The sequence below is a fragment of the Niabella soli DSM 19437 genome, from assembly GCF_000243115.2.
GTDB lineage: Bacteria > Bacteroidota > Bacteroidia > Chitinophagales > Chitinophagaceae > Niabella > Niabella soli.
The window spans coordinates 546,850-572,796 of sequence record NZ_CP007035.1 but is presented as its reverse complement, the minus strand read 5'-3'; the positions used below and the strand labels follow the sequence as shown (position 1 = coordinate 572,796).

Here is a 25,947-nt window from a genome sequence, read left to right as displayed (position 1 = left end):
TTTTGCCTTTCTTATTCCTTATTTTATCTTTTTTATTCCTGCCTCAATTCTCCTGCGCCGACAGGTTCCGGGTGTCTTTCCTAAAAAAGACCGGTTCAGGGATCTCTGCAGGATTAAACGGGTTGTAAAAATAAATATCGTCAGCCCTGTATAAAGGCAGTTGTTCCTTTAACCGTACGGTGAATGCATCATAATTTTTCAGCTCATTTTTTGTCCAGGCAGCTTCCGCCAGAGCCGCAATACGTGGAAACACCATATAATCCATGCGGTTTAAATTGGTTACGGTTTCCGTCCATAAATTTGCCTGTATACCCAATACCTGCGCCTGCTGTCTTTTATCTGTTACAACGGTGGTCACCTTATAGTTATACACATCCGGCAACGACGCAAATCCCTTCCCCCACTTTCGCCCCATCCGATGTGCACTGTCCTGCACAAAATCAAAATAATAAGGCAGCCGGGGGCAGATCACCGTCCGGTATCCTTTATCAAGAGCCATTTTCAATTGCCCGGGTTTATCGTGCCGCCACCAGAAAATAATCGTTTTATCTTTGGGCAGATTCAGATCCGCCATTTCATCCCAGGCAAGCAGGCGCGCATGCATGCTGAATACCGAATCAGCCATTCGCTCCATAAAATAATGCTCTACTCCTTTCAGGTCTTTTATGGCATGCTGTTGCATCAGCTTTTTTATGCCTTCGTTTTGCAGCCATTTATCGGTACCAAAACTTACTTCATCACCGCCCAAATGCAACATTCCGGAGGGGAACAACACATTCACTTCCCGTAAAATATTGGTCAGGTACCCGTAGGTTCGTTCATTCCCGGGGTCAAAAGTAAAATCCGGGTGCTGTGTATTGCCGCCGCCACTGTATTGCGGATAGGCCCGGTTTGCAGCCGTTGCGTGGCCCGGCATATCAATTTCAGGGATCACGGTAATATTCCGCAAAGCCGCATAGTGCACCAGCTCTTCAATATCTTCCTGTGTATAATAAGCGGCGGCAGCAGTTGGGTTGGTATAATTGCCCAGCCCGCCCAGCAAGGCCAGCTTTGGATAGCGTTTTATTTCAATACGCCAGCCCGGTTCATCGGTAAGGTGCCAATGAAACCGATTCAGCTTGTACAGGGCCATCCAGTCTAACAACTGCTTTACTTTTTCCTTTCCCATAAAATGCCGCGATTCATCCAGCATAAAGCCACGCCAGCCATAGGCAGGAGCGTCTTTGATTTTCCAACCGGAAAGGTGCAGGTCTCCGTTTTCCGTTTTTTGAAGAACGATGAGCTGAAGCAGACTGGAAACGCCATTGGTAACACCCGCTAATGAATTACCGGTAACCGTAATGCCTTCTTTTGCAATAATCAGTTCATAGGACTCATCTGCCTTCGAAGTCTTTTTTATAGAAAGGCGTATAGTATTTTTTGAACTGCTGGCGCGGCCCACCGGCAACTGTTTTAATCGTAGCAGTTGCTGTTGCAGATAAGTGCCGGCATCCTTCAGCTCAGGGACATCAACAATAAGACCGGTGTACTTATTTAAAACAAAGCCTTCATTTGTTTTGACCGCTTCCAGGGGCTTGGGGATGAGGGGACATTGCTCCTGGGCAAAATTTATAAGCCCGGAAAATAAAAACAGGGATAAAAAAAGAATACAGCGCATTTCGTTGTTTATAAGTAATGAATTTAATTAATAAACCACATAGATACATCGTTTTTTGGATAGTCAGAAAAAAGATTCGCGGCCAGCGTTAACCCAATTTTTAATAATAGATTTCTGTTCTCTATCTGCAATACAAAAGACAATAACAAACAAGTTATTATTTGTGTCGTCACCTTGCGTGCAGTCCTGAAAGCATTCGCAGTTGTGTTTATAGCAATGGTATTTGTTTGGGCAGGACGCGCCGTGTTTACGCAGCACCTGACGGAGCTGATGCGTTGTGTAGATGGTCATGAATACTATAAGCTTACAGCGTCTGAATCGTGTTCCTTATTTTGACGCACAAGTGAAAGCGTTCGGGACGGAACCGATAGGTCTTGAGAGCCCTCCCCTCGTTTTGCTTTGGGGTAAAACTTCGGTCGGATCCGATAACTATCGGATGACGGTTCCTTATTAAGATTCATTTTCAACAATTTTCTTAGCTGTCATTAACAACTTGCCCAGGAACTTTATGCAGGCGCGTAGTTCCAACAGCTTACATATGTGCCTTTTCCAGTTCGGCAGCATTGATCTTTCCTTTGCGGGTAGTGATCTTTATCACAAAAGGATCTTTGCTTACAAAATTATCCGGCAGGGTAATATCAAAATATACGTTACGGTCCAGGTCCAGACCGATATCAGTAAATTTCATTTTTAAAGAAGCTCCGTTCACTAACAGGCTTGCTGTAACCGGAACATCGGTAGCTGTTTTGGGTAATTTGATCCGGACCATATTATTTACCGGCCGGTTAAATACTGTTAAATACAAATTATTTTCTTTCTGCGTATAATAGCCGTAGTTACAGGGTTCCAGCGGCGCATGCGTTACGCCATAAACCGCCTCTTTATTTAAGGTAATCCAATTGCCGATCTGTTTGGCCAGCACATCCTCCCCCGGGCTCATATTCCCGTTGCCATCCGGACCAAAATTCAATACAAAGTTGCCACCCATAGAAACGGAATGCATCAGCATATCGATCAGGTCGTAGGATGTTTTTGTATAAAACCGCGACCAGTCTTTAATATAGCCCCAACCGTTTGGAGGTATCGTCATTACACAATCCCAGTCGTTACCGTCCAACCATTCATATTTGGCTGGCAACTTGCGCTCCCATCCCTGTTCATAATCACCCAGGAGTTCTCCATTTGAATCAAAATGCCGTTTACCATATTCATCATTACGAAAGCGGCTACCAATGATCAGGCCAGGATGCGCCGCACGCAGATCCTTTTCCAACTGATAAGTAAAAGCATAGGAATCGATCCAGGCCTTATCCCAGGTACCGTCAAACCAAAAGCCTTTCATCTTTGGATAATTACTCATCAACTCAAAAAGCTGGTTGCGGGTATAGGTGAGAAAGCGCTGGTAGGATGCTTTTTCTTCGTCCGTTTTAGGAGCCCCGCTCCTGTAATCTATATTATGCCAATCGATGATCGAAAAGTAGAGGTACACATCAATGCCTTCATCCGTGTAGGCATCCACGATCTGTTTTACAATATCTTTTTTATACGGTGTTTCTTTTACGGTATAGTCTGAAAATTTGCTGGGCCACATACAAAAACCATCATGGTGCTTGGTAGTAAAGATCACGTAACGCGCGCCCATCGCCTTTGCCTGGCGGGCCCATCGTTTGGCGTCAAAGTTTTTGGGGTCAAACTGCTTGTACAGGTTATCATATGTATTTTTCCAATCCTTTGGTGCCGTAGGTCCGTTCCAGGCGCGGATCCATTCTGACGCCTGGTTTGTTTTCACTCCGTTCCATTCGCCGCCGGCGATCGCGTATACGCCCCAGTGGATAAACTGCCCCAGACCATACTCTCTGAAACGCTGCATAGCCGCATCGGTCCGTTTGCCATGATGCAGCGGGCCATATTTCAGTTCTTTATGTTCTTTGGGTTTCTCCTGCGGGCCGCTCCAGGATTGCGCTTTAGCCTGCAACAACGTACAGCATAAAAACAATATGACCGTGGCTTTAAAAATATTTAATTTCATTATTTTATTTATTGTTTGTCGTTTATGGTTTATAGTGCATTACCATTAACTATTGACCATTTGCTTTCCTCAAACATCTACCGATAAACGTGAAACGTCAGACATCAGGCATCATACATTATACATTATTCCAACGTCCATTCCATTTCATCCCTGAGTGTTTTCCCATTTGACACCCCCGTTGCTACAATTTTATTCATGCCTTTTTTAAGTATTACCGGTTCAAAGACCCAATGTCTTTTATTCACCCCATTCGTTCCTTTTACTGTTGCCCCGTTAACCGTAAGCGTTACGTGGTCAAGATTGGAGAACACCTGCACCTTAGTGTGCTCATGGGTACGTATGCTATCACGCCTGTTGGCCAGGTAGATCATTGGTTCAGGGTTCCAGTTGGCTTTATACCAATAGAAGGCATCTTTTTTCCTCTTGCGGTCGAAGCTTACCAGCCCCTTCAGGTTACGGGCATTCACCCCACCACGGTTCCACATCGGCACGGCAAACTCAAAAGTATTCCATAAATAAGAAGCCAGGATATATGGATGTTTTTCAATAATCGCCCACTGTTGTATATGGGTTTCCGTCTGATAATTCTCCGGGAAAAACTGACCGCTCACCGGGTTGATCTTTGACGGATCGGGCAATTGTTCGGAAGATTGATCCATATTACCATCGGCTCCATATTCAGATAGCATCACCTTATAATCGGGGTAATTCTTCTCAAGCCCCTTTGCCCATCCTTCCAGATCGCCGATCTTTCCTTCATACCACCCGTAGTAGCGGTTCATTCCCTGCACGTCGGCAGCAAGATTCGCGGGGCGGTTCATTTCGCCATAACCCGAAACAGAAACGGTATAACGATCGGGGTCATTTGTTTTTGCAATATCGTTCAGCTCACGCGTCAGCACCGGTACATGCTCATCGGGTGTTTTAGCATACACTTCATTGTGCAATCCCCATATATATATCGATGGGTGATTCATATTCTGGCGCACCAGCTCCGTCATTTGCTGGCGGGCATTTTCCGTTTCTTCAAAAGAAGTGGTATTTACGAACGGAATTTCCGCCCAGATCAGAAAACCCATTTTATCGCCGAGCGCATACATATCTTCCGCCTGCTGGTAATGGGCCAGGCGAATGGTTGTGGCGCCGATCTCTTTAATAATATTCATATCCTCCACATGTTGCCCGTGGGTGAGCGCATTGCCATATTGCCAGCGATCCTGGTGCCGGGTAACACCGTGCATGGGGTATTTAACGCCGTTCAGGTACATCCCCTCTCCTGCCTTTAATTCAAAATGGCGCAGGCCAAGAGGCTGTGTTACTGCGTCTGTTTCTTTTCCGTTCTGTATCAATGAAGTTGTTAACGTATATAAATAAGGGTCCTTAATACCATTCCATAAATGAGGATTTGTCATTGAAAAGGACTGCTCCGCATAAGTGGTTCCCTGCGGACTTACGGCAATCTCCTTACGCGTGCGCAACACTTCTTTTCCACCCGCATCTTTTACTAATGTTTGCATGATAACATACTGAATAGTACGCTCCCTGTTCTCCAGCTTCGCCTTTACGTTCACTGCTGCACTTTTTGCCGAAACATTTTTTTGGGTGATATAAATTCCGGGCGATGCATAGTCCGTAACGGTAATATTTACCGGGTTGGTGATAATCATTGCTACCGGGCGATAAATACCTCCATACAGAGGAAACAGAAAATTGTTTACCGGGATCACGTCTTTCCGGGGCGCATTATTCGCCTTCACCAGGATAATATTTTCCTGTCCGTATTTTACCGAGTGGGTTATTTCAAATGAAAAAGCGGCAAAGCTTCCCTTGTGCTCTGTAAGATAGCGCCCGTTGATATAAACAGTAGCCACGGAGCCCACTCCCTCAAAACGCAGGAAGATACGTTTGCCCTTCAACGCATTCCCTATTAAAAATTTCTTTTTGTAAAAAGCATCTCCTGTATAAAAATTTTTATCGAGCTGCATATCAGTGCGATTGTAGGTATGCGGCACGGTTATTTTTTCCCATTCCTGGTTCAGGTATGAGGTATCCTTCCCAAAATTCCCCGGGCCTTTTTTAAACTCCCAGTCGTCGTTAAAGGAGAGTACCCTGCGGCTGGTTTGCGCCCCGCCTGCCCCTGCCGCAAGCTGTAGCGCCATAAAAAAAATCAATACTTTGAAACAATCCATTTTGATATAATAAAAACTTAGAAATGCTGTGCCTTTACTGCTGAAACAACCCTTGTTGCAAATGTAACCGCCTGTGGCTAAACTTACTATTTTGAAGCTCATTTTATCGATGCAAACGATTGTACAATCCTTTATCTTTGCGCCGTACCGAAAAAAATGCATTGAAAAAAGGCTCACCCCGATCGTGGTTAAAATATATCGGTCTTACCGCACAGTTGCTGGCACTGATCCTGTTTTCAGTGTATGCAGGTCTGTGGCTGGACAAAAAGCTGCAGGTATCGCCGCTTTTCCTGATCGTACTACCTCTGGCTGTTTTGGGCGGTGCTTTTTACAATCTTTATAAAGAAACGAATAAGAAAAATCCCGATGAGTAATTACAGTGCCAAAGCTGCCATAAAAAAACCGGTCCGTCTGATGATCGCCGTATTTATTCTTATCAGTTGCCTGTTCTTATTTGGCAAGGACGCTTTTAGAAAAAACAACATTGACGATACGGTGGTATTAACGGGCAACCTGCTGCTTTTTTTGATCAGCCTGTTCAATACCTATCGTTCCGCCAGCGCTATTGACAACCCCAATCCGCAGGTTTTTGTACGCGCCTTTTATGGAGGCTTTCTTATCCGGCTCCTGGTGTGCGGCGCTGCAGCCTTCGTCTATATTTATTCCCAGCAGGGAATAATAAATAAGCCCGCACTGTTTATTTGCCTGGGCATTTATATTATCTATTCATTAATTGAAACCACTACGCTCAAACGTATTTTTAACGACAAACAAAAAACGCCGGAGTAAGTAATTTACGGCTGTAGTCTATCGCACTATTTTCTGAATATCGTTAGTCCGTAGATGAACAACAAAAGCATTAAAACAATTAAAATCCCCAATATCCATTTTAATAAAAAAACTTCCCGGTAGTTTTTACCGGGGTAATGTTTTGGCAGATGGGCATCCTTTCTCATTGTTTAATTTTTAGGCACTTAAAGTTACACATTTAAACAAATACTAATTTTTTTCAGGCGTTTTATTTTTTACTCCTTCGTTTTATTGCAAACATTCCAACAAACTCTTTTTATCCCCAATTGCACAATGTTTAGCTTTATAGTTAGCTTCGCTAAAAAATTTCGCATAAAGGCGAATAAAAGAAACAAAGGTCGAATCTATGCCTAAGAAACAAGTCCCTATGGGGCAACTGGCCGATTATCTGCCGGATGCTACTTTTGAGCCGGTGCTGGCATATCTCAATCAATATAAGGTGCATCTTACTATTGCCAAAAGCCGGACCTCCGTCCTGGGCGATTACCGGCATAAAATCGATACGCAACATCACCGGATCAGTGTAAATGGCAACCTGAACCGGTATGCATTCCTGATAACCTTATTGCACGAGCTGGCCCACCTGGTTACTTTTGAACGGCACGGAAGGCGCGTGGCATCACATGGTCGCGAGTGGAAAAACAATTACGGGCAACTGCTGGCCCAGTTCATCGAAAAAAAGATCTTCCCGAAGGATATTGAAGCGGAGCTGCAGCGCTCCCTCCATAATCCTGGAGCCTCCAGTTGTTCGGAGGAAGGATTGCAACGGGTTTTGTACCGTTACGACGCGCATAAAAAACATTATTACCTGGTGGAAGAACTGCCCCAGGGAACCTTGTTTGCCTTACCGGACGGTCGCGTTTTTAAAAAAGGGAAAAAGCGCACCAAGCGGTTTGAATGTACCGAAATGAAAACAGGCAAACTGTACCTGTTCAGCCCCATACACGAAGTATATGCGCCGAAGGAAATATAAAAATGTAAAATAAAGGTCTTACCCTTAGTCGACAATCAGTCGCTGTAGTTTTTTCCGGTCTCCTACCACCCAAACGATATCGCCCCACTCGAGCACCGTTGAAGATTCGGGGTTCAATATCCGTTCCTTTTCTTTTTCGATACCCACTACCAATCCATTTGTTTTTTCCCTGATGCCGGAGTTATGGATCGTAAACCCTCTTAGCTGCGTGTGCTCATCTACCAGCACTTTTTGCAGCACAATATCCGTGATATTGGTCAGTTCCTCTCCCATCACTTCTTTTGCATCAAACACCGGTTTAAAGGCAGCAACCTGTTCATCGGTTGCCAGGATGCCCACACGGTCAAAAGGCAATAAGCGGTTATCCCTTCCCGGGGTATGAATTATTTTTTCCCCACGCCTGATATAAACGATGTTGATCCCAAACTGTTCCCGCCACCTCAGGTTTTTTAACGCCACGCCAATCGCCGTGGCCTGCGGGTTTACTTCCATTTCAACAATATGGGCATCCCAGGTCTCCATGTTAGACCCCATTTCCCTGTTCTTTGATTGCAGTGTATCTTCCACTGTAGTGGCTTCAGCAGCCACCAGTTCCCGCTCATTTAAATTCCGCATAAATCGTCTTTCCATGCGCTGGTAAAACCGCTGTATCCGGCTTGAAAAAATAACAATCACAAGAATGGTGATCGGGATCCCGGCAAAAAGCGCGATGCGAGCCGGCACCAGGAGGTTTACATAAAAGGCAATAAACAAGATCCCTAATGTCAGCCGCAGCATTTCCACGATCAGCAGGGGGCCCTTGTTATATTTTTTATCTACCCATAATTCTTTGTAGGCCTGGCTTTTGGGCTTCCCGGCCATAAAGGCCCAGAAAAACGGAGCGGCAATAGCCAGGGCAAATACCAGTATAATGCTGTTTCGCAACTGCCCGTTCTCCACGCGCGCTGCAACAAAAGGAAGTAAAAAGTTTTTGCAGAGCAATAATAAGGCGATCAGGATAATGGTATTGGTAACAATGATGCGCAGGTAGGTTTTTAAAACGATCTTCCAGTCGCTCTCGGCCTGTATCTGCTGGGTGCTGGTTGCATAACGATTCAATTTCTGCACCCATTTCACCGGCAGCAATTTTGCAAGGCGGTTATAAAAAGGTTCCGAAAACTTGATCAGGTAAGGCGTACTGAAGGTTGTAAGAGCAGACGCGCCTACTGCTATTGGAAAAAGGAACTCCGAAATAACTCCCAGGGAAAGCCCCAGGGTAGCCACGATAAAAGCAAACTCCCCGATCTGGGCCATGCTCATACCTACCTGTACCGACTGTTTTAAAGGCTGTCCGGAAATCAGCGCGCCAATGGTAGTACTGATCAGTTTCCCCAATACCGTCAGCAGGGTAACGATCAGGATGGGTACCCCATACGCAGCTATGGCCTTGGGGTCGATCATCATGCCTACCGAAACAAAAAAAACAGCTCCGAAAAGATCTTTTACCGGTTTGATCTGGTGCTCCACTTTCTCCGCCAATGTTGTTTCCGCCATGATCGAGCCCATTACAAAAGCACCCAGTTCTGCTGAAAAGCCGACCTGGGTTGCCAACACCACCATTCCCAAACACAGGCCCAGCGCCAATATCAGCAGGGTTTCCTCGTCAAGCAACTTGCGCGCTACCCGCAAAAAAGTGGGCAATAAAAAAATACCTACTATAAACCACATTCCCAGGAAAAACAATAATTTCAATACAGTAAAAAGAATTTGTGTTCCTTCAAAATTCTTGGTAACGGCTATGGTAGACAGCAATACCATTAACAGGATCACCACAATATCTTCCACGATCAGTACGCCAAATACGATACGGGCAAACTGTTTTGTCTTTACGCCCAGTTCATCAAACGCTCTTAAAATAATAGTAGTGGAAGAACTGGCCAGCATACCGCCGAGAAACATACTGTCCATTGTGTTCCACCCCATCAGTTTGCCGGTGCAGTATCCCGCTACCGTTATAAAAATAATTTCGGTAAATGCTGTGATCGAAGCAGTGCCGCCTACCCGCACCAGTTTTTTAAAACTAAATTCCAGCCCCAGGCTAAATAACAGGAAAATAACGCCGATGTCCGCAAGGGTTTTTACGTTCTCCTGGTCTACAACATTGGGGGTAAATATAAAATGCGGGCTCACCAGGAAACCGGCAATTATATAACCCAACACGAGGGGTTGTTTTATTTTACGGAAAAGCAGGGTTACCAATGCTCCTGCAATAAGGATCAAAGCCAGGTCTTCTATTAATTTTGGCAAGTGCCCCATATATTTTTTATTAGGTTCCTGAGAAGGTCGGGAATATAACTATTTCTTTAAAAAGAAAACCGGTTAAAAAAACAATATTGGTGATCCCTCCACGAATTTATATTAATTACACCACAAGTCAAGTCCCTTCCGCAGTGCAGCCAGCTTTTCGAAAAAATACATTATTAAACGGGTAGCAGCGCCCGTCTGATCTTTTATAATTGCTCCGAAACTATTTCTTTCCGCTCTCCGTTCACACGCACCCATACTTTTTGGCGCGTTTTTGAAACAATATGATAGCCGGTCACCCGGCCGGCTTTCCAGCTACAACTTACCGTAAATCCACCGCGGGCCCGCAGGCCATTAAATGAACCGGCCTGCTTCCAGCTTTCCGGGATCGCCGGCAACAGGCTTATTTCGCCGGCATGACTTTGTAACAGCATCTCCGGAATAGCCCCGCTGATGCCGAAATTACCATCCAACTGCAGGGGCGGATGGGTTGCCAACAGGTTGGGCAGCATGTTATAGGTAAGCAATCCGCGTACCATCATTCCCGCCTTCTCTCCTTCACCCAGCCGCGCCCATAGCGCACAACGCCAGGGCCAGGTCCAGGAGCGGCGGCTATCGCCTATTGTTGAAGCCACAGTGAAAGGCTTATCAATGTTTTTCCCATAATTGCCGCTGCGGCTGCGCAAAGAAATAATGGCCGCTTTTGCCAGTTCCGGCGTCTGGGTGAGGCTGATCTGCCGGCCCGGGTATACAGCAAACAAATGAGAAGTGTGCCGGTGCTGGTCATTGGGATCATCCCGGTCTTCCTGCCATTCCTGTAACTGTCCCCATTTGCCGATCTTATTGGGCGCCAGGCGCCGCTGCATGTCTGCTACTTTTAACTGGTATGCGGGGTCGGTGTTCAGCGCCTTAGCCGCATCCAGGTAATTCTGAAACAGGTCCCACACCAGTTGCTGATCGTGCATCACCCCATCTTCGCGCGGGCCATGCTCCGGCGACCAGCCATTGGGCACTACCAGGCTTCCGTCGGGCAATTGCTTTAGCCGGTCTTCCCAAAAATTACAGATCTCTTTTAAAACAGGGTATGCCGTTTTTTTAAGATAATCCCTGTCTTTGGTAAAAGCCCAATGCTCAAATACATGATGGGCATACCAGGCGCTTGCAGGAATATTCCATTCCCACCCGTTGCCGCCAAAAATACTCTGACTCGTGCGGGCCGTCCACCCACGGGTAGCAGCGCCAAAAGCCTTGCGGGTAGCGATGCGGCAGGGTTCCGCCTGGGCCACAATATAATCGATAAGGGGTATATGGCAGGCAGACAAATTGGTGTTTTCGGCAGCCCAATAATTCATTTGGATGTTGATATTATTATGATAATCGCTGGCCCAGGGAGGTGTGTTACTGTTATTCCAGAGCCCCTGCAAATTCGCCGGCAATCCACCGGGCCGTGAGGAGCTGATCAGCAGGTAACGGCCAAACTGGAATACAGTTTCTTCCAGATCCGGATCAGCGCCGCCGGCTGCATATTTTTGCAGGCGCAGATCGGTGGGCAATGCCCGCAAAGCAACAGGCGTGGTACCTACATCAATGTGTGCCGCCGCCGCCAGTGCTGTAAAATCTTTTATATGTGCCGCACGCAATTGCTCATAGGTTTTCCGCAGCGCCGCCGCCAGTTCTTTTTCTATAACGGGCCGGGGGGCAGCACCCCGCCAATCGGCAGTATAATCAGGCTTGTAATTCGTACGGGCATCCAAATAAAGGGTAAGCGTTTTGCACCCGGTAAAAACCAACTGACTGTCGAGCGTCGTAACCGTTCCCCCTTCCTGCTGCAGCAGCATTTTTGCTGCATACTGTAATTGGTTGGGCATCGTGCCCGCAAACTGCAGGCTGTTGCCGGTTGCCCGCGCGCTGGCGCCCTGCGCGGAGTGAAGGCTTATGCGCCCGGACAAACGTCCATTTTGAGCCGTGTACCGGAATACCATCACCTGGTCCGGATGGCTGGCAAAAGCTTCACGTTTGTATTGCGTTTTATTAATTGTAAGGGATGCCGTGTAGATCCCATCGGTAAGGTTCAGCCCCCTCCTGTAACCGGAGCTGCTTTTGTCTCCATCGAAATTAACCACCAGTGCACCGAAATTCCGGTAACTTCCAAAGCCATGGTCGCCGGTTTCATAGGCGCCGTCCCAGTTGTTATCGCCGCTCCAAAGGCTTTGCTCGTTAAACTGGATCGTGTCGTTTGCCACGCCTCCCATCATCATCGCGCCCAGGCGCCCGTTGCCGATAGGCAATCCTTCGGCATCCCATTTCAACCCGGGTTTGGCAAACCAGATGGAAGGATGCTCCTGTGATAAAACCGGACCACAACTCCATAACAAACCAATAAAAGCAATCATTTTTTTCAGGCGCATGTATCTAAATTTTTCTAAAGATAACCCGCCAACAATTAACAGGCAATTTCCCCCATAAATAACCGCTTCTTTTATGCGTCCCTGAGTTTTTTTATCTGATCGTGCGCCTTCACCAAATGGTTGCTTTGTCTTTCGATAAGTAAAAACGTTTCAGGCAATAAGCCGGGTTGATTCAATGCAGTTTCGTAGGCTTTCTTGGCGGCATCTTCAATGGCTTCGCAACTGTTCAGGATTGTTTGCCGGTCATTACCCGTAAAGAAAGCCTTGATCTCCATCCAGGCTTTATAAATTTTGCCGCTGCCGGTTGTACCAGTAGCAACGGGCTGTTCCGATGCTTTTAATTCATCCGTTAGCTCTGTAATAAAAATGTTACTGTTATCGATATAGTGCTGGAATAAATTTTTCAGTCCGGCATCTTCCGCATCTTCTAATTCGTCAATAGCCCTGTTATAGCCGGCGATGCGGTCATTATTAATAAGCAACAGGTCGTTCAATATTTCACCATCAAGTGTATAAGACATAAAAGTCATTTATGAGGTGATCTTATTTTTTTCGAAATAAGCGTCAATAGCGGCGCCAATACTTTCAATTTCCATTTCAGTTAACGACCCCCATAATTGTTTCCAGCGATCGGTATCTTTTCGTACCTGGGTTATTTCTTCACTGGCTATATTACATTTATAAAATGCAACGCCATCCGTCGTTTCGGCCGTAACTACTTCTACCTGCTGGCTCTTGCCGTTAATGGTAACCGCTATTGTGAATATGTTATTACTATCTTCCATAGCTTTTATTTACTAAGGATGCCAAGATCAGGCCAAACCTGGCTGCCGCCCCGCCCGTATCGCAGGTTATTCGTTAAAATTCCGACGGCCGGACGTACCCATCCGTAAGATCTTTCTTTTTCGGCTTATTTCTTGTGCTCCTTATCAGTAACAAAAACATTTTTTATGCCTTTAAAAAGTACCATTAAAAAAGCAGCCGCCGCTAAAAGAAAAGGGGAAGCCCCCTCTACCCAGGCCGGCGCATTCGTTCAGGAAGAGATAGAAAAAATCAGAAAAGGGAAACATGGCGCACGCTCTGCCAAACAGGCTATTGCCATTGGATTATCACAAGCCCGGAGGGCCGGTGTTGACTTAAAACCGCCAAAGAAAGGTACGGTCTCTGAAAAAACAAGGAAAAGCGCGGAAAGTGCCTATAAAAAAGGGCAGGCGCATGAGCCTGTTTCACGCACCCGGTCAGCCGCCAGGGAAAAGGCGCTGCAAAAAGAACCTACCACCACAGTATCTCATGAAGCCTTATCGCGCCAGGCGAAAACAGCGGCACAAAAAAGAACCGCTGCAGCACGTACTGCCGCAGCAAAAAAAGCGGCAAGAACAAAAGGAACAACCGGCAGATCAATGGCCGCAAAAAAAGCTGCGCGCAGCAGGAAAATGCAGCAGACAGCGATGTAATCTTTCTTTAATAAAAAAATAAACAATGATCCGAAAATTAAAATCCGGCAAGTACCGCTTATACTCCCGAATGCCGGACAAGAAAACAAACAAGCGCAGGAACCTGGGCACTTTCGACACACTGGAGGCGGCCAAAAATCACGAAAGGGAGATCCATTATTTTAAGCACCATTAGGATAAAAACAGCGTCATGGTTTATCATAACTTTATTGATTTGTTAAATGACCTGATACGGATCAATAACGACCGCATTGCAGGTTATGAAAAGGCAGTGGCTGAACTAAAAGAAGAGCAGGATAATTACCTGAAATCTATTTTTGGCAAAATGATAATTATCAGCCATGACCATAATACCGACCTTGCACGGCTGGTCGATTTCCTTGGAGGCGAAGCCACTACCGGCACTACCGGCGCAGGAAAATTGTACCGCTTATGGCTGGACGTTAAAACAATATTCACCGGTATTACCGACAAAAGAACGGTCCTTGAAGTTGCCGAAAAAGTGGAGAGCGCCGCACGCAATGCCTATAAAGAGGCTTTAAATGAGCCCGGGCTACCAGACGAACTTTCTAACCTCCTGATCGCACAGGAAGCTACCCTCACCGAATCGGAGCACCAGATAAGAGCGTTAAGAAACGCTTCATCCGGTTGATGTGTGGAAATAATACCCCGCTAAAAGGAATTAAATGCTCCGTATCAGCGAATGCAAACCCCGGGATAAACAGAACCCAAACCGGCATCATTTTTTTAGCTATTGATAGATGTTATATCCATTAGCTAATTCTAAAATATAAAAAATGAAAACAGTAAGCATATTCCTTTTGACAACTATATTTTTTTGGTCCTGTAATCAGCAGCCTAAGACCCCGGTAGCCGAAGCGGACTCCGCCAACAATGTTAAGCAGGACAGCGCTGCTAACAATCTTACCGTTACAGTCGACAGCATGAGCGCCGCCTTCCTGGTAAGAGCCGCAGACAACGAGCTCCGCGAAGCGGATCTGGCAACGCTGGCCGAACAAAAGGCTACGATACCCACTGTAAAAAGTTTTGCAAAAATGTTAGCTCAGGAGCACCAACAGCTCAATGAATCTGTAAAAGAGCTGGCAGGAAAAAAGAATATCACCATCCCGCCCATGTCTGATGATCAAAAGACAATGAACAAATTATCTACCCGGCAGGGAAGCACATTTGACAAAGATTATATTAACGAAGTGATCGATGGTCACAAAGATGCGGTTAAGCGATTTGAAGATGCGGTCAAATACGCGCAGGACCCGGACATAAAGGCGTTTGCCGATAAGACGCTGCCTCATTTGCAGGAGCACCTGGATTCGGCTAAAAGCATAAAGGCAAAATATTGGAAATAAAAGGCTCCTTAGTTCCCTGAAAATAATTTCAACTTATTATACAGGGTCTTCCGGTCGATGTTCAGTACTTCGGCAGCCTTTTTCTTATTGAAGTTCACTTTCTTTAAAACAGTCATGATAGCGTTATATTCCGCACGTCCCGCAACTTCTTTTAAAAGGTCTTTCTCGGAATCGGGCTGCTGCCCGTTCTCCGCGGGGTTGTCAGTTATTTCCTTTGGATCAGCCCCCTCAATTAACAGTGCTTCTTCATTTACGGTTCCATTATCTTCCGTTAATAATACAGCCCGGCGAACGGCGTTCCGCAATTCCCTGAGGTTGCCCGGCCAATCGTAACGCAGAAAGGCAGCAAAAGCCGCTTCGGAAAATCCCGTGATCGTTTTTGCACTTTCTTCGCAGGATTTTTTTAGAAAAAATTCGGCAAGGGGGCCAATGTCGTCCTTGCGGTGGCGCAACGCCGGAAGGTGGATAGCAAATTCGTTAAGGCGGTGAAACAGGTCTTCCCGGAATTTACCATTGCTGCAGGCAGCTTTCAGGTTCTCATTTGATGCTACAATGATCCGGATATCAATGGAAATTTCTTTAGTTCCACCCACGCGTTTAAATTTCCGCTCCTGGATGATGCGCAACAGGATCGCCTGGATATCGGGCGTCAGGTTCCCTATTTCATCCAGGAAAAGCGTACCCCCGTTTGCCATTTCAAAATGACCTTCCTTGTCCTGCAGCGCCCCGGTAAAAGCGCCTTTTACATGACCGAAAAGCTCGCTGGCCGCCAGTTCCCGCGAAAGCGTTCCACAATCCAGGGCCACAAAAGGTTGATCGGACCGGGTACTGCTATGATGTATGGTTCGCGCTATAACCTCTTTACCTGTGCCGCTCTCTCCATATAAAATAACACTGTAGTTTGTGGGGGCTACTACCGATACCTGATGGTATACATCCTGGACGGTCTTTGACTTACCTACATAATATTGCTGTAAAAAAGAGGCGGTATCGGTTTGCACATTCCGGGCGGCCTGCCCTGTTGCAAAATCAGGATCTGTCATTTTTTTAAGCAGTTTTAACACCTCTTCAGGAACGAGCGGTTTAGGAATATAATCAAACGCGCCCAGCCGGGTTACTTCAATCGCCGGCCGGATGTCTGAATAACCCGTAATAATTAAAATAGCAGCATTAGCATTTAATTGTTTCAGTTCTTTAACCAATGCAGTTCCATCCATATCGCCCAGCCGGTAATCGGCAATAACGGCGTCAAAATTTTCAGCTTTATACCGGGCTACTCCCTTATTGCCGGAATAAGCGGTTTCTACCTGGTAGCCATTTTTTTTAAGATAACGGGACAACAGTTGACATAGATCAGCATCGTCGTCGATTATGAGCAATTTTTGGGGCATATATTGAGGTTTTTCTTACCCATTGTACTGCTCAAATCGTGCCGGCTTTTAGTCACATAAAATATTCCGCATCTGCCTCTCTGTTTTGGCAATATAATTGCCCGTTTTTTCACAGTGAAAAGTAGTTTTTTCGAATACAATTCTGCATCTCCGTCTCCTACTCGTCCGTTAAAAACGTTGGTCATTGACGATGAAAGTGATATGTATTATCTTTTACGTAACATACTGAAACAGCGAGGTATAGAAGCCCTGTTTGCGGGATCGATTGAGGAAGGGTTACAGGTATTGGAAGCAAACCCGGACACTTTCCTGGTTTTCCTTGATAACCGGCTGCCCGATGGGCTGGGATTTCAATGTATATCTTTGTTAAAAGAAATAACCGCCGTTACCGTTGTAATGATGACGGCTTACGACACCAGTTACGACCGGAAAATGGCGTTGAACAACGGCGCCGATGATTTTATTGGCAAGCCTTTTACAAAGGAAACCATATTAAAGATGATTGATCAAACACTTCTACAACGCACTTCCTGAAACCTATGTGTTGCCTTATACAAGGTTCAGCGAAATAATAAAGCGGCTGCCCCGCTCCGGCTCGCTCAGTACTTTTATGCTTCCCTTATGATTCAATATAATATTTTGTGTATGGGTAAGCCCCAGTCCGTTGCCTTTACTTTTTGAAGTAAAATAAGGCTCAAAAAGATTTTGCAGCGTATCCTCGTCCATCCCCTTCCCATTGTCCCGGACCTCAACGATACACTTGTCTTCCTGCTTCAGTGTGGTTAGTTCAAGAATACCTCCGCCTTCATCCATTGCTTCAATAGCGTTTACAATAATATTCAGAAAAGCCAGGCGAATCCGTTCTTTATCAACCATTACATCGCACAAATCCGTTGAATAATTTTTTATAACCTGTATTTTCCGGAGCAATAACCGGTCTCTCGCCATTAAAAGACTTTCGTCCAGCAACTGGTTAATATTTTCTTTTTGCCTGTCGAGCTCCATAAATTTCGTTGCATTCAAAAGATCAGCCACCATCTGGCTGATACGGGCCGAATTCCTGTTGATAATATTGATCAGCAGTTCGGCCTCTTCCTCTTTTGCAAAACCGGGAACATCCCGCAATTGTTCGGCTGCCAGTGCAATGTTGGTTAAGGGGTTACGCACCTCATGCGCCATCACCCTTGACACCCGGCCGATCGAAGCTAATTTTTCCACTCCTTTTAATTCGTTAAGCTCCACATTCTTTTCGCTTAACTCCTTCACATTACCCTCCAGCGTAATCCTATATAGATCCGCAATTTTATTAGCTCTCTTTTTTTGTTTATACTGACTGTTAAACGTAATAACTGCGTACAATACAGCAATCAGGGCCATAAACAGCGATAGTATCGTCATGGCTTCCGTGCTGGAATAAAAATGATTCAGCTTTAACATTCGTTTTTGCATCAGCAACTGCTCATTCCCGATCATTTTCCGGATCAACGCATTTATATTATCTGAAAGTTCCAGGTTGGCCGGTTGAATGGTGGATGCTTTTAATGACTCCGGCCGGGCCCGGAATAAATCGAGTGTTGCAGAAAGTTCCGACAGACTTGTGTTCGTCATCAACCGCAACTGATCTTCATTGACCAATTGGGCCGCATCCTTTCCAATAAGCTTTTTCACCTGGGTATGCAGTAGCGTAATATTGGAGCGGGCTTTATCAAAACCGGTCACAAACTGGGGCGATCTGTTGATAACATAACCCCGCACATTCGATTCGGCCTCACTCATCGCCATTTTTATATCGCCCAGTTTATTGATTAATGTATAATTGGTAACCACCCAATCCTTTTCCTGCTGCAACCGGCGGTTGGTATAAAAAATGAGGACGTAAGAAACCAATAGCAACAAAGAGGAAAGCGCATAACCCAACCGGATCTTATTTAATGATAGCATCATCGACGGTAAAAGTTATATAAGTAACCAATAATTCAGCAGGCCGTCGTAAAGGCCTCCCCCGAAATGATTTAAAAGGACTTTCAAGATACGAATATTTTTGACAACCGATATCTGTGCCATTCAGATTTTCGCCGGGGCATCCGGCTCCATTTTAACATATCACTTTTGCGTGCCAACCGGCAACCTTTGCAACTTTTAACGAACGGCCTTCTGCCATCCGGAAGGGAACGGCATAAGAATAGCGAAAATTGGCCGGATTAAATTTCCGGTTGGCCTTTCATCTTTTCAGCAACTTCTTTTTCATTATGCAACCGGGTAGCCGCATCAATAGAATGCGAATCATGAATATTGCGGGCTTCTTTTGTTTTGTCTGATAATAATTTATAAAACCTGTGCAATATTTCCAGCTCTTCTTCACTCAGTCCCTCAATATCAACCATGCGGTTGCTGGCGAGTTGGCTGGAAGCGATCAATTCATTTAATTTAAGCTGAATGGCCTTTGAATCTTTGTTTTGGCTTTTCTGAATCAGGAATACCATCAAAAAAGTAATAATGGTAGTGCCGGTATTGATCACTAGCTGCCAGGTATTTGAATAATGAAAAAGCGGTCCGGTTATCAGCCACAACAGTACCAGCGCCACCGCTAATCCAAATGCAGTAAAGCTCCCGGTCCAGTACGTAATTTTTGTCGCAACCCTTTCAAAAACGCCAACCCGATTTTTTTTCATACTATTTTTAAAACAAATTTATAGCCAACTTCCTGTTTTTTGGCCTGATTTTTTTGAAGACAATATGGAAGCAATGTTCAAAAAAAAAACACTATTGAGCTTTAACTATTTCTAAACCGATACAAAAAAATTAAAGTTATGACAACAAACAAATCAGGAAAATCTACAACAAACCATCTGTCCCCGGAAATGAAAAGCAGTGAGTTTCACCGGTTTTTCGTTGACGAGTTAAAAGATATTTACTGGGCAGAAAAACATTTGATAAAGGCGCTTCCCAGAATGCAAAAAGCCAGTCACAGCGAGGATCTGGCAGCGGCATTTGAAAAGCATACGCACGAAACAGAGGAGCATGCAGCCACGCTCGAAAAGGTCTTTTCCCTGCTGGATGAAAAAGCGGTAGCCAAAAAATGCGAAGCAATGGAAGGGCTGGTGGAAGAAGCAAATGAAATTATGTCTGATACGGAAAGCGAAACCGCTACGCGCGATGCAGGGCTTATTCTGGCGGCGCAAAAAATAGAGCACTATGAAATAGCCACCTATGGCACGCTGCGGGCTTTTGCGGAACAAATGGAACATACAGAAGTTGCGAAACTATTGCAGCAGACACTGGATAATGAAAAGGAGACGGACACTGCCCTGACGGAAATAGCGGAAAATTTTGTAAATGAACAGGCAATGGCTGAATAAAATCGCCGAAGGGAAAGCATGGGTCATATACATCAAAATGAGGAAACCGCCTGCCCGTTAGGGGCAGGCGCTTCCTTTTAGGGTAGCAGCGTCAAACGGGGAAATACTAACCCACCCGGATGGGGAAAAAATTACCCGGACGCTGGTATGGGTTGTTTTTGCTCCCCATTATTCCATCAAAAAGGAAAAACAGAAAAATATTGTTAAGAAGCATTGATCTAACGCACGCTACGCACGATTTTTGATATAATACAACAGATCATTTTTACTACTTTTTAGTATAAAATGATTTCTCAGCTTTTTTCACAGGAAAACCTTAATCGAATATGAAAGCAATCTGGACGGGCGCCATTGGTTTTGGCCTGGTTAATATTCCGGTAAAACTGTATTCGGCCACTGAAGAAAGCAGCCTGGATCTGGATATGCTGGATAAAAAAGACCACAGTCATATCAAATTCAAACGGGTTAATGAAAAAACCGGGAAAGAAGTAGCGTGGACGGATATTATAAAAGGGTTTAACTATAAGGGAAAGTATGTAGTGCTGGATGATAAAGATTTTGAAAAAGCTCAGCCTGAAAAAACAAAAATCATTTCCATAGACCAGTTTGTAAAAGCAGAAGAGATTGACAGCGTTTATTATGAAACGCCCTATTTTGTGGAGCCCCAGAAGAACGGGGAAGCCGCCTATGCGTTACTGAGGGATGCTTTGGTAAAAACGGGGATGGTGGGTTTAGGTACTTTTGTAATGCGGAACAAAGAAGTGCTGGGCCTGCTAAAACCCTATACGGACCTGATCATTTTTCAACGTCTCCGGTTTGCGGAGGAATTGCGAAAAGCCGATGACCTCGCTATTCCCAAGCGAAACGTAAAACCAGCGGAGTTAAAAATGGCGGTAACGCTCATAGAACAGTTGTCGCAAAAATTGAACATAGCCGCCTATAAAGATACTTATTCTGAAAAGCTTATGAAGATCATTGAATCAAAAGCAAAAGGCAGGAAGATAAACGTTCCGGAAATGAAGATCGTATACAACAAATCCCAGGACCTGATGGAACAGTTAAAAGCCAGTCTTTCTGCAAAGAAAAAAGTTTCGTAACGGATAAAACAATTAATCATGATAACAAGAATCTGGCATGGCCAAACAAAAGCCGATCAGGCAGATGCCTACCTGAATTATATTATTCACACCGGTCACACGGCCTGTATATCAACCATCGGCAACGTTTCGGATAAGATCCTCCGGAAGGTGGAGGGCGATATCTGTCATTTTTTTACGATAAGCGAATGGATGAATAAAGAGAGCGTCATCAACTTTGCGGGAAATGATTTTGAGAAAGCCCGCTATTTTGAAAAAGACAAAGAATACCTGCTCCGCTTGGAAAAGAATGTAGGGCTCTTTGAAACCTTTTATTAAAAGCAACCGATACTGCCATCGGGCCACTTAATTATATACCCCGTAAGAGGTTATGCCGCTAAAAAAATATAATACCAAAAGGGATTTTTCCCAAACCGCCGAACCCAGAGGAATAAAAAAAACCGGGGGCAGGAAACTGCATTTTGTAGTACAGCGTCATGATGCCACCCGGCTGCATTACGATTTCCGGCTGGAAATGGCTGGTGTGCTTAAAAGCTGGGCCGTACCCAAAGGACCTTCCCTGAATCCGGCCGACAAAAGGTTGGCGGTAATGGTTGAAGACCACCCGTATGCCTACCGGAAATTTGAAGGCACTATTCCAAAGGGTAATTATGGCGCAGGAAACGTTGAAATATGGGACGAAGGAACTTATACCGCGCTGGAGCAGCAACCGGGGAAAAATGATGAGGCGGTTTTATTGCAGGAGCTTAAAAACGGGTCCCTGAAATTCGTTCTGCATGGGAAAAAATTAAACGGGGAATTTGCGTTGGTCCGCATGAAAAACGCGACGGAAGACAACGCCTGGCTATTGATAAAGCATAAGGATGCCTTTGCCGTTAACGGAGCGTACGACGCGGAGCGTTCGCCCAGAAAACAGGCGGCCAGAACAGTAAAAGCAAGCAGCAATATTCCGGCCCCAAAAAAACAACCAGCACCACAAGGGCCGCTCGTAAAAAAAAAAGCAACGCCCCTACCCGTCTCCACTGAGAAAAAACACCGCCATTATATAAAACCTATGTTGGCGACCATTGCAGATAAACCCTTTACAGATAAAGATTGGGTATTTGAAATTAAATGGGATGGCTACCGGGCGATAGCCGAAACAGGTAAAAAACTCAGGCTTTACTCGCGCAACGGTCTCAACTTTGCCAACCGGTACGGAGTACTGGCACAGGCCCTGGCGCAACAGCAACATGAAATGATATTAGATGGAGAAATTGTTGCCTACAACAAAGAAGGAATGCCCGATTTTCAAACCTTGCAGCATTTTGAAGAAGCACCGGATATGCCGCTAACCTACCAGGTATTTGATCTGCTACACCTCAACGGGCATAGTACAGAAGCGCTGCCGCTCCTGCAACGCAAGGAGCTGCTTAAAGAGGCCCTTAACGAAAATGCCGTCATTAAGTATTGCGATCATGTGGTAAAAGACGGTGAAAAATTCTTCAGGGCCATTCAAAAGAAAAACCTGGAAGGAATGATCGCCAAGAGCGCAACCAGCGTTTACGCGGAGGGAATAAGAACTACTTCCTGGCTAAAAATAAAACACCATCATACCGAGGAAGTTGTTATTGCGGGTTATACGGCCCCCAGGGGCTCCCGGAAAAAATTCGGAGCCTTAATTCTCGGCAGATATGACGAGGGGAAACTGGTGTATGCCGGTCACACCGGAACAGGTTTTGACGAGCGATCGCTAACCGAATTATATGAAAAAATGCAGCCGCTGGTAACGGAGCGGTCGCCGTTTGCCCACACTCCCCAAACCAATATGCCCGCTGTATGGCTGCGCCCCAGCCTGGTCTGCAACATTAAATTTTCCCAACTGACCAAAGATCATATCTTCAGGCAACCGGTCTTCCAGGGGCTCAGAGAAGACAAAGCGGCAACAGAAATTGTCATCCCTAAAAACGAAGTAGTTATGGCGGATAAAAAAACGGCGCAGCCCGGGTCACCGGCACAAAACGAATATAACATTAAAGAAGGCCGGAAAACGATAAAGCTCACTAACCAGCATAAAATTTACTGGCCCGAAGATGGTTTTACAAAAGGCGATCTTATCGCTTATTACAATGTAACAGCGCCCGTTATACTGCCTTATCTTAAAGACAGGCCCGAAAGCCTGAACCGTTATCCCAACGGCATCACCGGCGAAAGTTTTTATCAGAAAGATGCGGGGGATGCTGTTCCGGAGTGGATCAAAACCATTCAGATCTACTCTGAAAGCACAAAAAAAGAGATCGATTATATTATATGTAATGACCGGGCTGCGCTCCTGTACCTTGCCAACCTCGGCTGTATAGAATTAAACCCCTGGAACAGCACGGCAAAAAAACCGGATACTCCCACTTATATGATCATTGATATCGACCCTTCAAAAGATAATACCTTTGACCAGGTTATTGATGCCGCACTTGCCACTAAACAAATTTTAGATGATTGCGGAGCGCCGGCCTTTTGCAAAACATCCGGAGCCACCGGTCTGCATATATATGTACCGCTGGGCAATAAGTATACTTATGAACAGGTGAAAGACTTTGCGCATCTGGTTGCTTTGCATGTAACCGAACTACTACCGGATAGTACAACCCTTGAACGGAATCTTAAGAAAAGAGGTACGCAAAAAATATATATCGACCATCTTCAAAACCGGAGAGGGCAAACCGTTGCAAGCGCTTACAGCGTGCGGCCCCGGCCGGGAGCAACGGTATCGGCCCCTTTACACTGGAAGGAGGTAAAGCCCGGGCTTATGCCGCAGCAATTTACCCTACAAACCATGCAGCACCGGCTCGCTAAAACGGGCGATCTGTTTGCCCCGGTACTGGGCAAGGGCATCGATATGCTCAAATGCCTTAAAAAGATCAGCGGATAAACCCTGTATTTTTAAGCGTCCGGTATTTCGGGCTCCACCAGCTTGGTGAGCTTTTCTAATGATTCCTGCCAACCCAGGTAACACATTTCCACAGGTATCATGGCAGGTATACCTTCCTGCTCCACTTTCAGGTCTGTGCCCACTGATGTTTTCTGCAGCCAAACAGTAGTCGTCATCACTCCGGGCATATTAGGATCGTCAAACTGGTCGGTATATTTTAAAAACTCATTGGGTTTGAGTTCCAAATACGTTCCACCAAAGGAATGACTATGGCCCGTTGTAAAATTCTGGAACGACATTTTATAGGTTCCGCCCACCTGCGCATTCATTTCGTGCACGGTGCAAAGGAAACCATAAGGCGGCAGCCAGGAGGCGATCGCCAGCGCGTCGGTAAAAGCGCGGTATACTTTTTCGGGGGATGCTTTAAGCACCCGGTGGAATGAAACTTTGTTGTCTGACATAAAAAAGGTTTTGTGTTTAAAATTATACAACAAAGATGCGCCTAATATCTGGTTTTAAAGGAGGCTGTATGCGACATTCCGCAGGGCTATTCGCGAACGGATGCCCGACGCTTATAAACAAGGAAACAGATACCGTTACGAATTCCATCGCTCTGCGTTGCGGTATGATTTAAGAATACAACGAAAGTGATTCCCACAAATCAGCAGCCAAAATGTCTTCCGCATTCCGATTTATCGGAAGCAGACTTTCGCAGAAGGAGGAAAGGTAAATCCGCGCCGCGCTACCGGCCCCCGATTTATCGCATGCGTGAATCTGCGGGCCAAAAAAATTCTTAATCATTCTTAATCCATGCTGCCTTAAATGCAATAATTTTTACTGCGTCCATAGCTTGAACGGCTTTGTTGTACAGAATGCGCGAATACGGCATATTTTTTATAAAAAACACGCATCCGCCGTATCTTCGTAAAAACAGATTATGAAGTATTTAATTTTCCTGCTGACCTTGCTGTGTGCAACCAAGGCCCCGCTCCGGGCGCAAAACACCGTAAATCCTTGGAATGAAAAGCAATTAGTCGCCCCGGATATTCTTGCAAAACGCATCACCAATGACCAGGCCGGTAATGCCCTGATTGTGGCGGTTGGTCCGGATGCCGTTATAAAAGGATCGGTGAATGCAGGCCCGGCCCATGAAGCGGAACATTTAAAGCAACTAAAAAGCATACTGAAAAACACTCCGAAAAATAAGGAGATCATTATTTATTGCGGCTGCTGTCCTTTTGACCGCTGCCCCAATATTCGCCCGGCATTTACAACAATCACCGCTATGGGATTCAAAAATGTGCGGTTATTGAATCTCGCAAAAAATATTAAAACGGACTGGCTGGATAAGAACTATCCCACCAACGATTAAAGATGGGTAAGCTACTGTACATACTGCTGATAAGTGCTCTTGTCGCAAATTCTGTTTGCGCCCAGGACACCCTGCTTAAAGTGGGCCAGACCGCCCCGGAAATAAGGCTTCCTGACAGCAGGGGCGACACCGTTTCGCTTGCTTCATTAAAAACCGGGTTAGTACTGATCGACTTCTGGGCAAGCTGGTGCGCTCCCTGCGTGGAAGAGCAGCCGCAATTAAAAGCCCTGTATAAAAAATTTGACGCTGCTGTTAAAGAAGGAAAATTTGAAATAGTAGGCGTATCGCTCGACAAGGAAAAAAAGAATTGGCAGCAGCTAGTCGCCCGTCTTAAAATAAACTGGATACAAATAAGCGATCTCCGGTTTTGGAAAAGCCCGGTAGCAAAGGATTACGGTATTGAGGAGCTGCCTTTTAATGTACTGATCGACGGACAAAAAAAGATCCTGGCGATCAATATACACGGAAAGGAACTGGAAGATTTTATTCAGCACTATCTGGCAGCGGGCATTGCCAGCAAGTAAGCGAATGAAAACTTCGCTATTCCCTTTCCATTTGGCTCCGGCAGAAGCATTGCGATTGTAGAATGATTGTTATACCAATCAGTCTTTTAAATTACATCCAAAGAAAGATAGGTCAGGCTGAGG

25 protein-coding genes are annotated in these 25,947 nt (G+C 45.5%); 14 read left to right on the top strand and 11 right to left on the bottom strand.

The features are described from left to right. Positions 1-43: 43 nt before the first annotated feature. The 3 genes from NIASO_RS02310 to NIASO_RS02300 form a co-directional block, all read right to left on the bottom strand. The gene (locus NIASO_RS02310) at positions 44-1,657 is read right to left on the bottom strand and encodes a beta-N-acetylhexosaminidase (RefSeq protein ID WP_008583850.1); all 1,614 of its coding nucleotides are present in this window, start codon (positions 1,655-1,657) and stop codon (positions 44-46) included. Positions 1,658-2,189: 532 nt separating this feature from the next. Continuing rightward, positions 2,190-3,686, bottom strand: coding sequence for an alpha-L-fucosidase (locus NIASO_RS02305; RefSeq protein ID WP_008583851.1), 1,497 nt, complete (start codon positions 3,684-3,686; stop codon positions 2,190-2,192). Positions 3,687-3,811: 125 nt separating this feature from the next. Continuing rightward, complete coding sequence (locus NIASO_RS02300) at positions 3,812-5,848, bottom strand: glycoside hydrolase family 2 protein (protein WP_008583852.1); 2,037 nt, start codon at positions 5,846-5,848, stop codon at positions 3,812-3,814. Between the two features lie 191 nt (positions 5,849-6,039). Here NIASO_RS02300 and NIASO_RS02295 point away from each other — a divergent pair, with 191 nt between their 5' ends. The 3 genes from NIASO_RS02295 to NIASO_RS02285 all read left to right on the top strand — a co-directional run bounded on the left by NIASO_RS02295 (position 6,040) and on the right by NIASO_RS02285 (position 7,661). Beyond that, complete coding sequence (locus tag NIASO_RS02295; protein ID WP_044046406.1) at positions 6,040-6,252, top strand: AtpZ/AtpI family protein; 213 nt, start codon at positions 6,040-6,042, stop codon at positions 6,250-6,252. Next, entirely contained in the window at positions 6,245-6,667 is a 423-nt protein-coding gene (locus tag NIASO_RS02290) for a hypothetical protein (protein ID WP_008583854.1), read from the top strand. Before NIASO_RS02295 ends, NIASO_RS02290 begins: the two co-directional genes overlap by 8 nt. Before the next feature lie 367 nt (positions 6,668-7,034). Then, complete coding sequence (locus NIASO_RS02285) at positions 7,035-7,661, top strand: SprT-like domain-containing protein (RefSeq protein WP_008583855.1); 627 nt, start codon at positions 7,035-7,037, stop codon at positions 7,659-7,661. A gap of 24 nt (positions 7,662-7,685) precedes the next feature. Here NIASO_RS02285 and NIASO_RS02280 read toward each other — a convergent pair whose 3' ends face one another. From NIASO_RS02280 to NIASO_RS02265, 4 genes are all read right to left on the bottom strand, one after another. Then, the gene (locus tag NIASO_RS02280; protein WP_008583856.1) at positions 7,686-9,956 is read right to left on the bottom strand and encodes a cation:proton antiporter domain-containing protein; all 2,271 of its coding nucleotides are present in this window, start codon (positions 9,954-9,956) and stop codon (positions 7,686-7,688) included. A gap of 194 nt (positions 9,957-10,150) precedes the next feature. Beyond that, positions 10,151-12,352 (bottom strand): glycoside hydrolase family 95 protein, encoded by a 2,202-nt coding sequence (locus NIASO_RS02275; protein ID WP_008583857.1) that lies wholly within the window; start codon positions 12,350-12,352, stop codon positions 10,151-10,153. Positions 12,353-12,423: 71 nt separating this feature from the next. Continuing rightward, positions 12,424-12,873 carry a PA2169 family four-helix-bundle protein gene (locus tag NIASO_RS02270; RefSeq protein ID WP_008583858.1) on the bottom strand — a complete coding sequence of 150 codons (450 nt, stop codon included), beginning with the start codon at positions 12,871-12,873 and terminating at the stop codon, positions 12,424-12,426. A gap of 9 nt (positions 12,874-12,882) precedes the next feature. Then, positions 12,883-13,137, bottom strand: a complete 255-nt coding sequence (locus tag NIASO_RS02265) for a hypothetical protein (RefSeq protein ID WP_008583859.1) — start codon at positions 13,135-13,137, stop codon at positions 12,883-12,885. A gap of 165 nt (positions 13,138-13,302) precedes the next feature. Here NIASO_RS02265 and NIASO_RS02260 point away from each other — a divergent pair, with 165 nt between their 5' ends. The 4 genes from NIASO_RS02260 (at position 13,303) to NIASO_RS02250 (ending at position 15,173) form a co-directional block, all read left to right on the top strand. Next, entirely contained in the window at positions 13,303-13,806 is a 504-nt protein-coding gene (locus tag NIASO_RS02260) for a hypothetical protein (protein WP_008583860.1), read from the top strand. Between the two features lie 25 nt (positions 13,807-13,831). Continuing rightward, complete coding sequence (locus NIASO_RS20285) at positions 13,832-13,981, top strand: AP2/ERF family transcription factor (protein ID WP_008583861.1); 150 nt, start codon at positions 13,832-13,834, stop codon at positions 13,979-13,981. A 15-nt stretch (positions 13,982-13,996) separates the two neighbouring features. Next, positions 13,997-14,458 carry a PA2169 family four-helix-bundle protein gene (locus tag NIASO_RS02255; RefSeq protein WP_008583862.1) on the top strand — a complete coding sequence of 154 codons (462 nt, stop codon included), beginning with the start codon at positions 13,997-13,999 and terminating at the stop codon, positions 14,456-14,458. A 145-nt stretch (positions 14,459-14,603) separates the two neighbouring features. Beyond that, positions 14,604-15,173, top strand: coding sequence for a DUF4142 domain-containing protein (locus NIASO_RS02250; RefSeq protein WP_008583863.1), 570 nt, complete (start codon positions 14,604-14,606; stop codon positions 15,171-15,173). Between the two features lie 8 nt (positions 15,174-15,181). Here NIASO_RS02250 and NIASO_RS02245 read toward each other — a convergent pair whose 3' ends face one another. Continuing rightward, positions 15,182-16,564 carry a sigma-54-dependent transcriptional regulator gene (locus NIASO_RS02245; RefSeq protein ID WP_008583864.1) on the bottom strand — a complete coding sequence of 461 codons (1,383 nt, stop codon included), beginning with the start codon at positions 16,562-16,564 and terminating at the stop codon, positions 15,182-15,184. A 114-nt stretch (positions 16,565-16,678) separates the two neighbouring features. Between NIASO_RS02245 and NIASO_RS02240 the strand changes: the two genes are divergently transcribed. Continuing rightward, positions 16,679-17,098 carry a response regulator gene (locus NIASO_RS02240; RefSeq protein WP_245605213.1) on the top strand — a complete coding sequence of 140 codons (420 nt, stop codon included), beginning with the start codon at positions 16,679-16,681 and terminating at the stop codon, positions 17,096-17,098. A gap of 15 nt (positions 17,099-17,113) precedes the next feature. On the opposite strand, the gene NIASO_RS02235 is transcribed toward NIASO_RS02240, so the two are convergent. After that, complete coding sequence (locus NIASO_RS02235) at positions 17,114-18,508, bottom strand: ATP-binding protein (protein WP_008583866.1); 1,395 nt, start codon at positions 18,506-18,508, stop codon at positions 17,114-17,116. 257 nt (positions 18,509-18,765) lie between these two features. Continuing rightward, positions 18,766-19,236 (bottom strand): low affinity iron permease family protein, encoded by a 471-nt coding sequence (locus NIASO_RS02230; RefSeq protein WP_008583867.1) that lies wholly within the window; start codon positions 19,234-19,236, stop codon positions 18,766-18,768. Between the two features lie 138 nt (positions 19,237-19,374). Here NIASO_RS02230 and NIASO_RS02225 point away from each other — a divergent pair, with 138 nt between their 5' ends. From NIASO_RS02225 to ligD, 4 genes are all read left to right on the top strand, one after another. Next, positions 19,375-19,923, top strand: a complete 549-nt coding sequence (locus NIASO_RS02225; RefSeq protein ID WP_008583868.1) for a YciE/YciF ferroxidase family protein — start codon at positions 19,375-19,377, stop codon at positions 19,921-19,923. A 326-nt stretch (positions 19,924-20,249) separates the two neighbouring features. After that, positions 20,250-21,020, top strand: coding sequence for a non-homologous end joining protein Ku (gene ku, locus NIASO_RS02220; protein WP_008583869.1), 771 nt, complete (start codon positions 20,250-20,252; stop codon positions 21,018-21,020). Positions 21,021-21,038: 18 nt separating this feature from the next. Further along, positions 21,039-21,338 carry a hypothetical protein gene (locus tag NIASO_RS02215; protein ID WP_008583870.1) on the top strand — a complete coding sequence of 100 codons (300 nt, stop codon included), beginning with the start codon at positions 21,039-21,041 and terminating at the stop codon, positions 21,336-21,338. Positions 21,339-21,390: 52 nt separating this feature from the next. Continuing rightward, a complete protein-coding gene (gene ligD / locus NIASO_RS02210) occupies positions 21,391-23,928 on the top strand; it encodes a DNA ligase D (RefSeq protein WP_008583872.1) in 2,538 nt (845 codons plus the stop codon). A gap of 11 nt (positions 23,929-23,939) precedes the next feature. On the opposite strand, the gene NIASO_RS02205 is transcribed toward ligD, so the two are convergent. Continuing rightward, on the bottom strand, positions 23,940-24,389 hold the full coding sequence (locus tag NIASO_RS02205) for an SRPBCC family protein (RefSeq protein WP_008583874.1): 450 nt from the start codon (positions 24,387-24,389) through the stop codon (positions 23,940-23,942). Between the two features lie 476 nt (positions 24,390-24,865). On the opposite strand from NIASO_RS02205, the gene NIASO_RS02200 reads away from it, so the two are divergent. Further along, positions 24,866-25,300: a rhodanese-like domain-containing protein gene (locus NIASO_RS02200; RefSeq protein WP_008583876.1), complete on the top strand. Its 435-nt coding sequence runs from the start codon at positions 24,866-24,868 to the stop codon at positions 25,298-25,300. 2 nt (positions 25,301-25,302) lie between these two features. Then, a complete protein-coding gene (locus NIASO_RS02195; protein ID WP_008583878.1) occupies positions 25,303-25,824 on the top strand; it encodes a TlpA family protein disulfide reductase in 522 nt (173 codons plus the stop codon). Positions 25,825-25,947 lie beyond the last annotated feature (123 nt).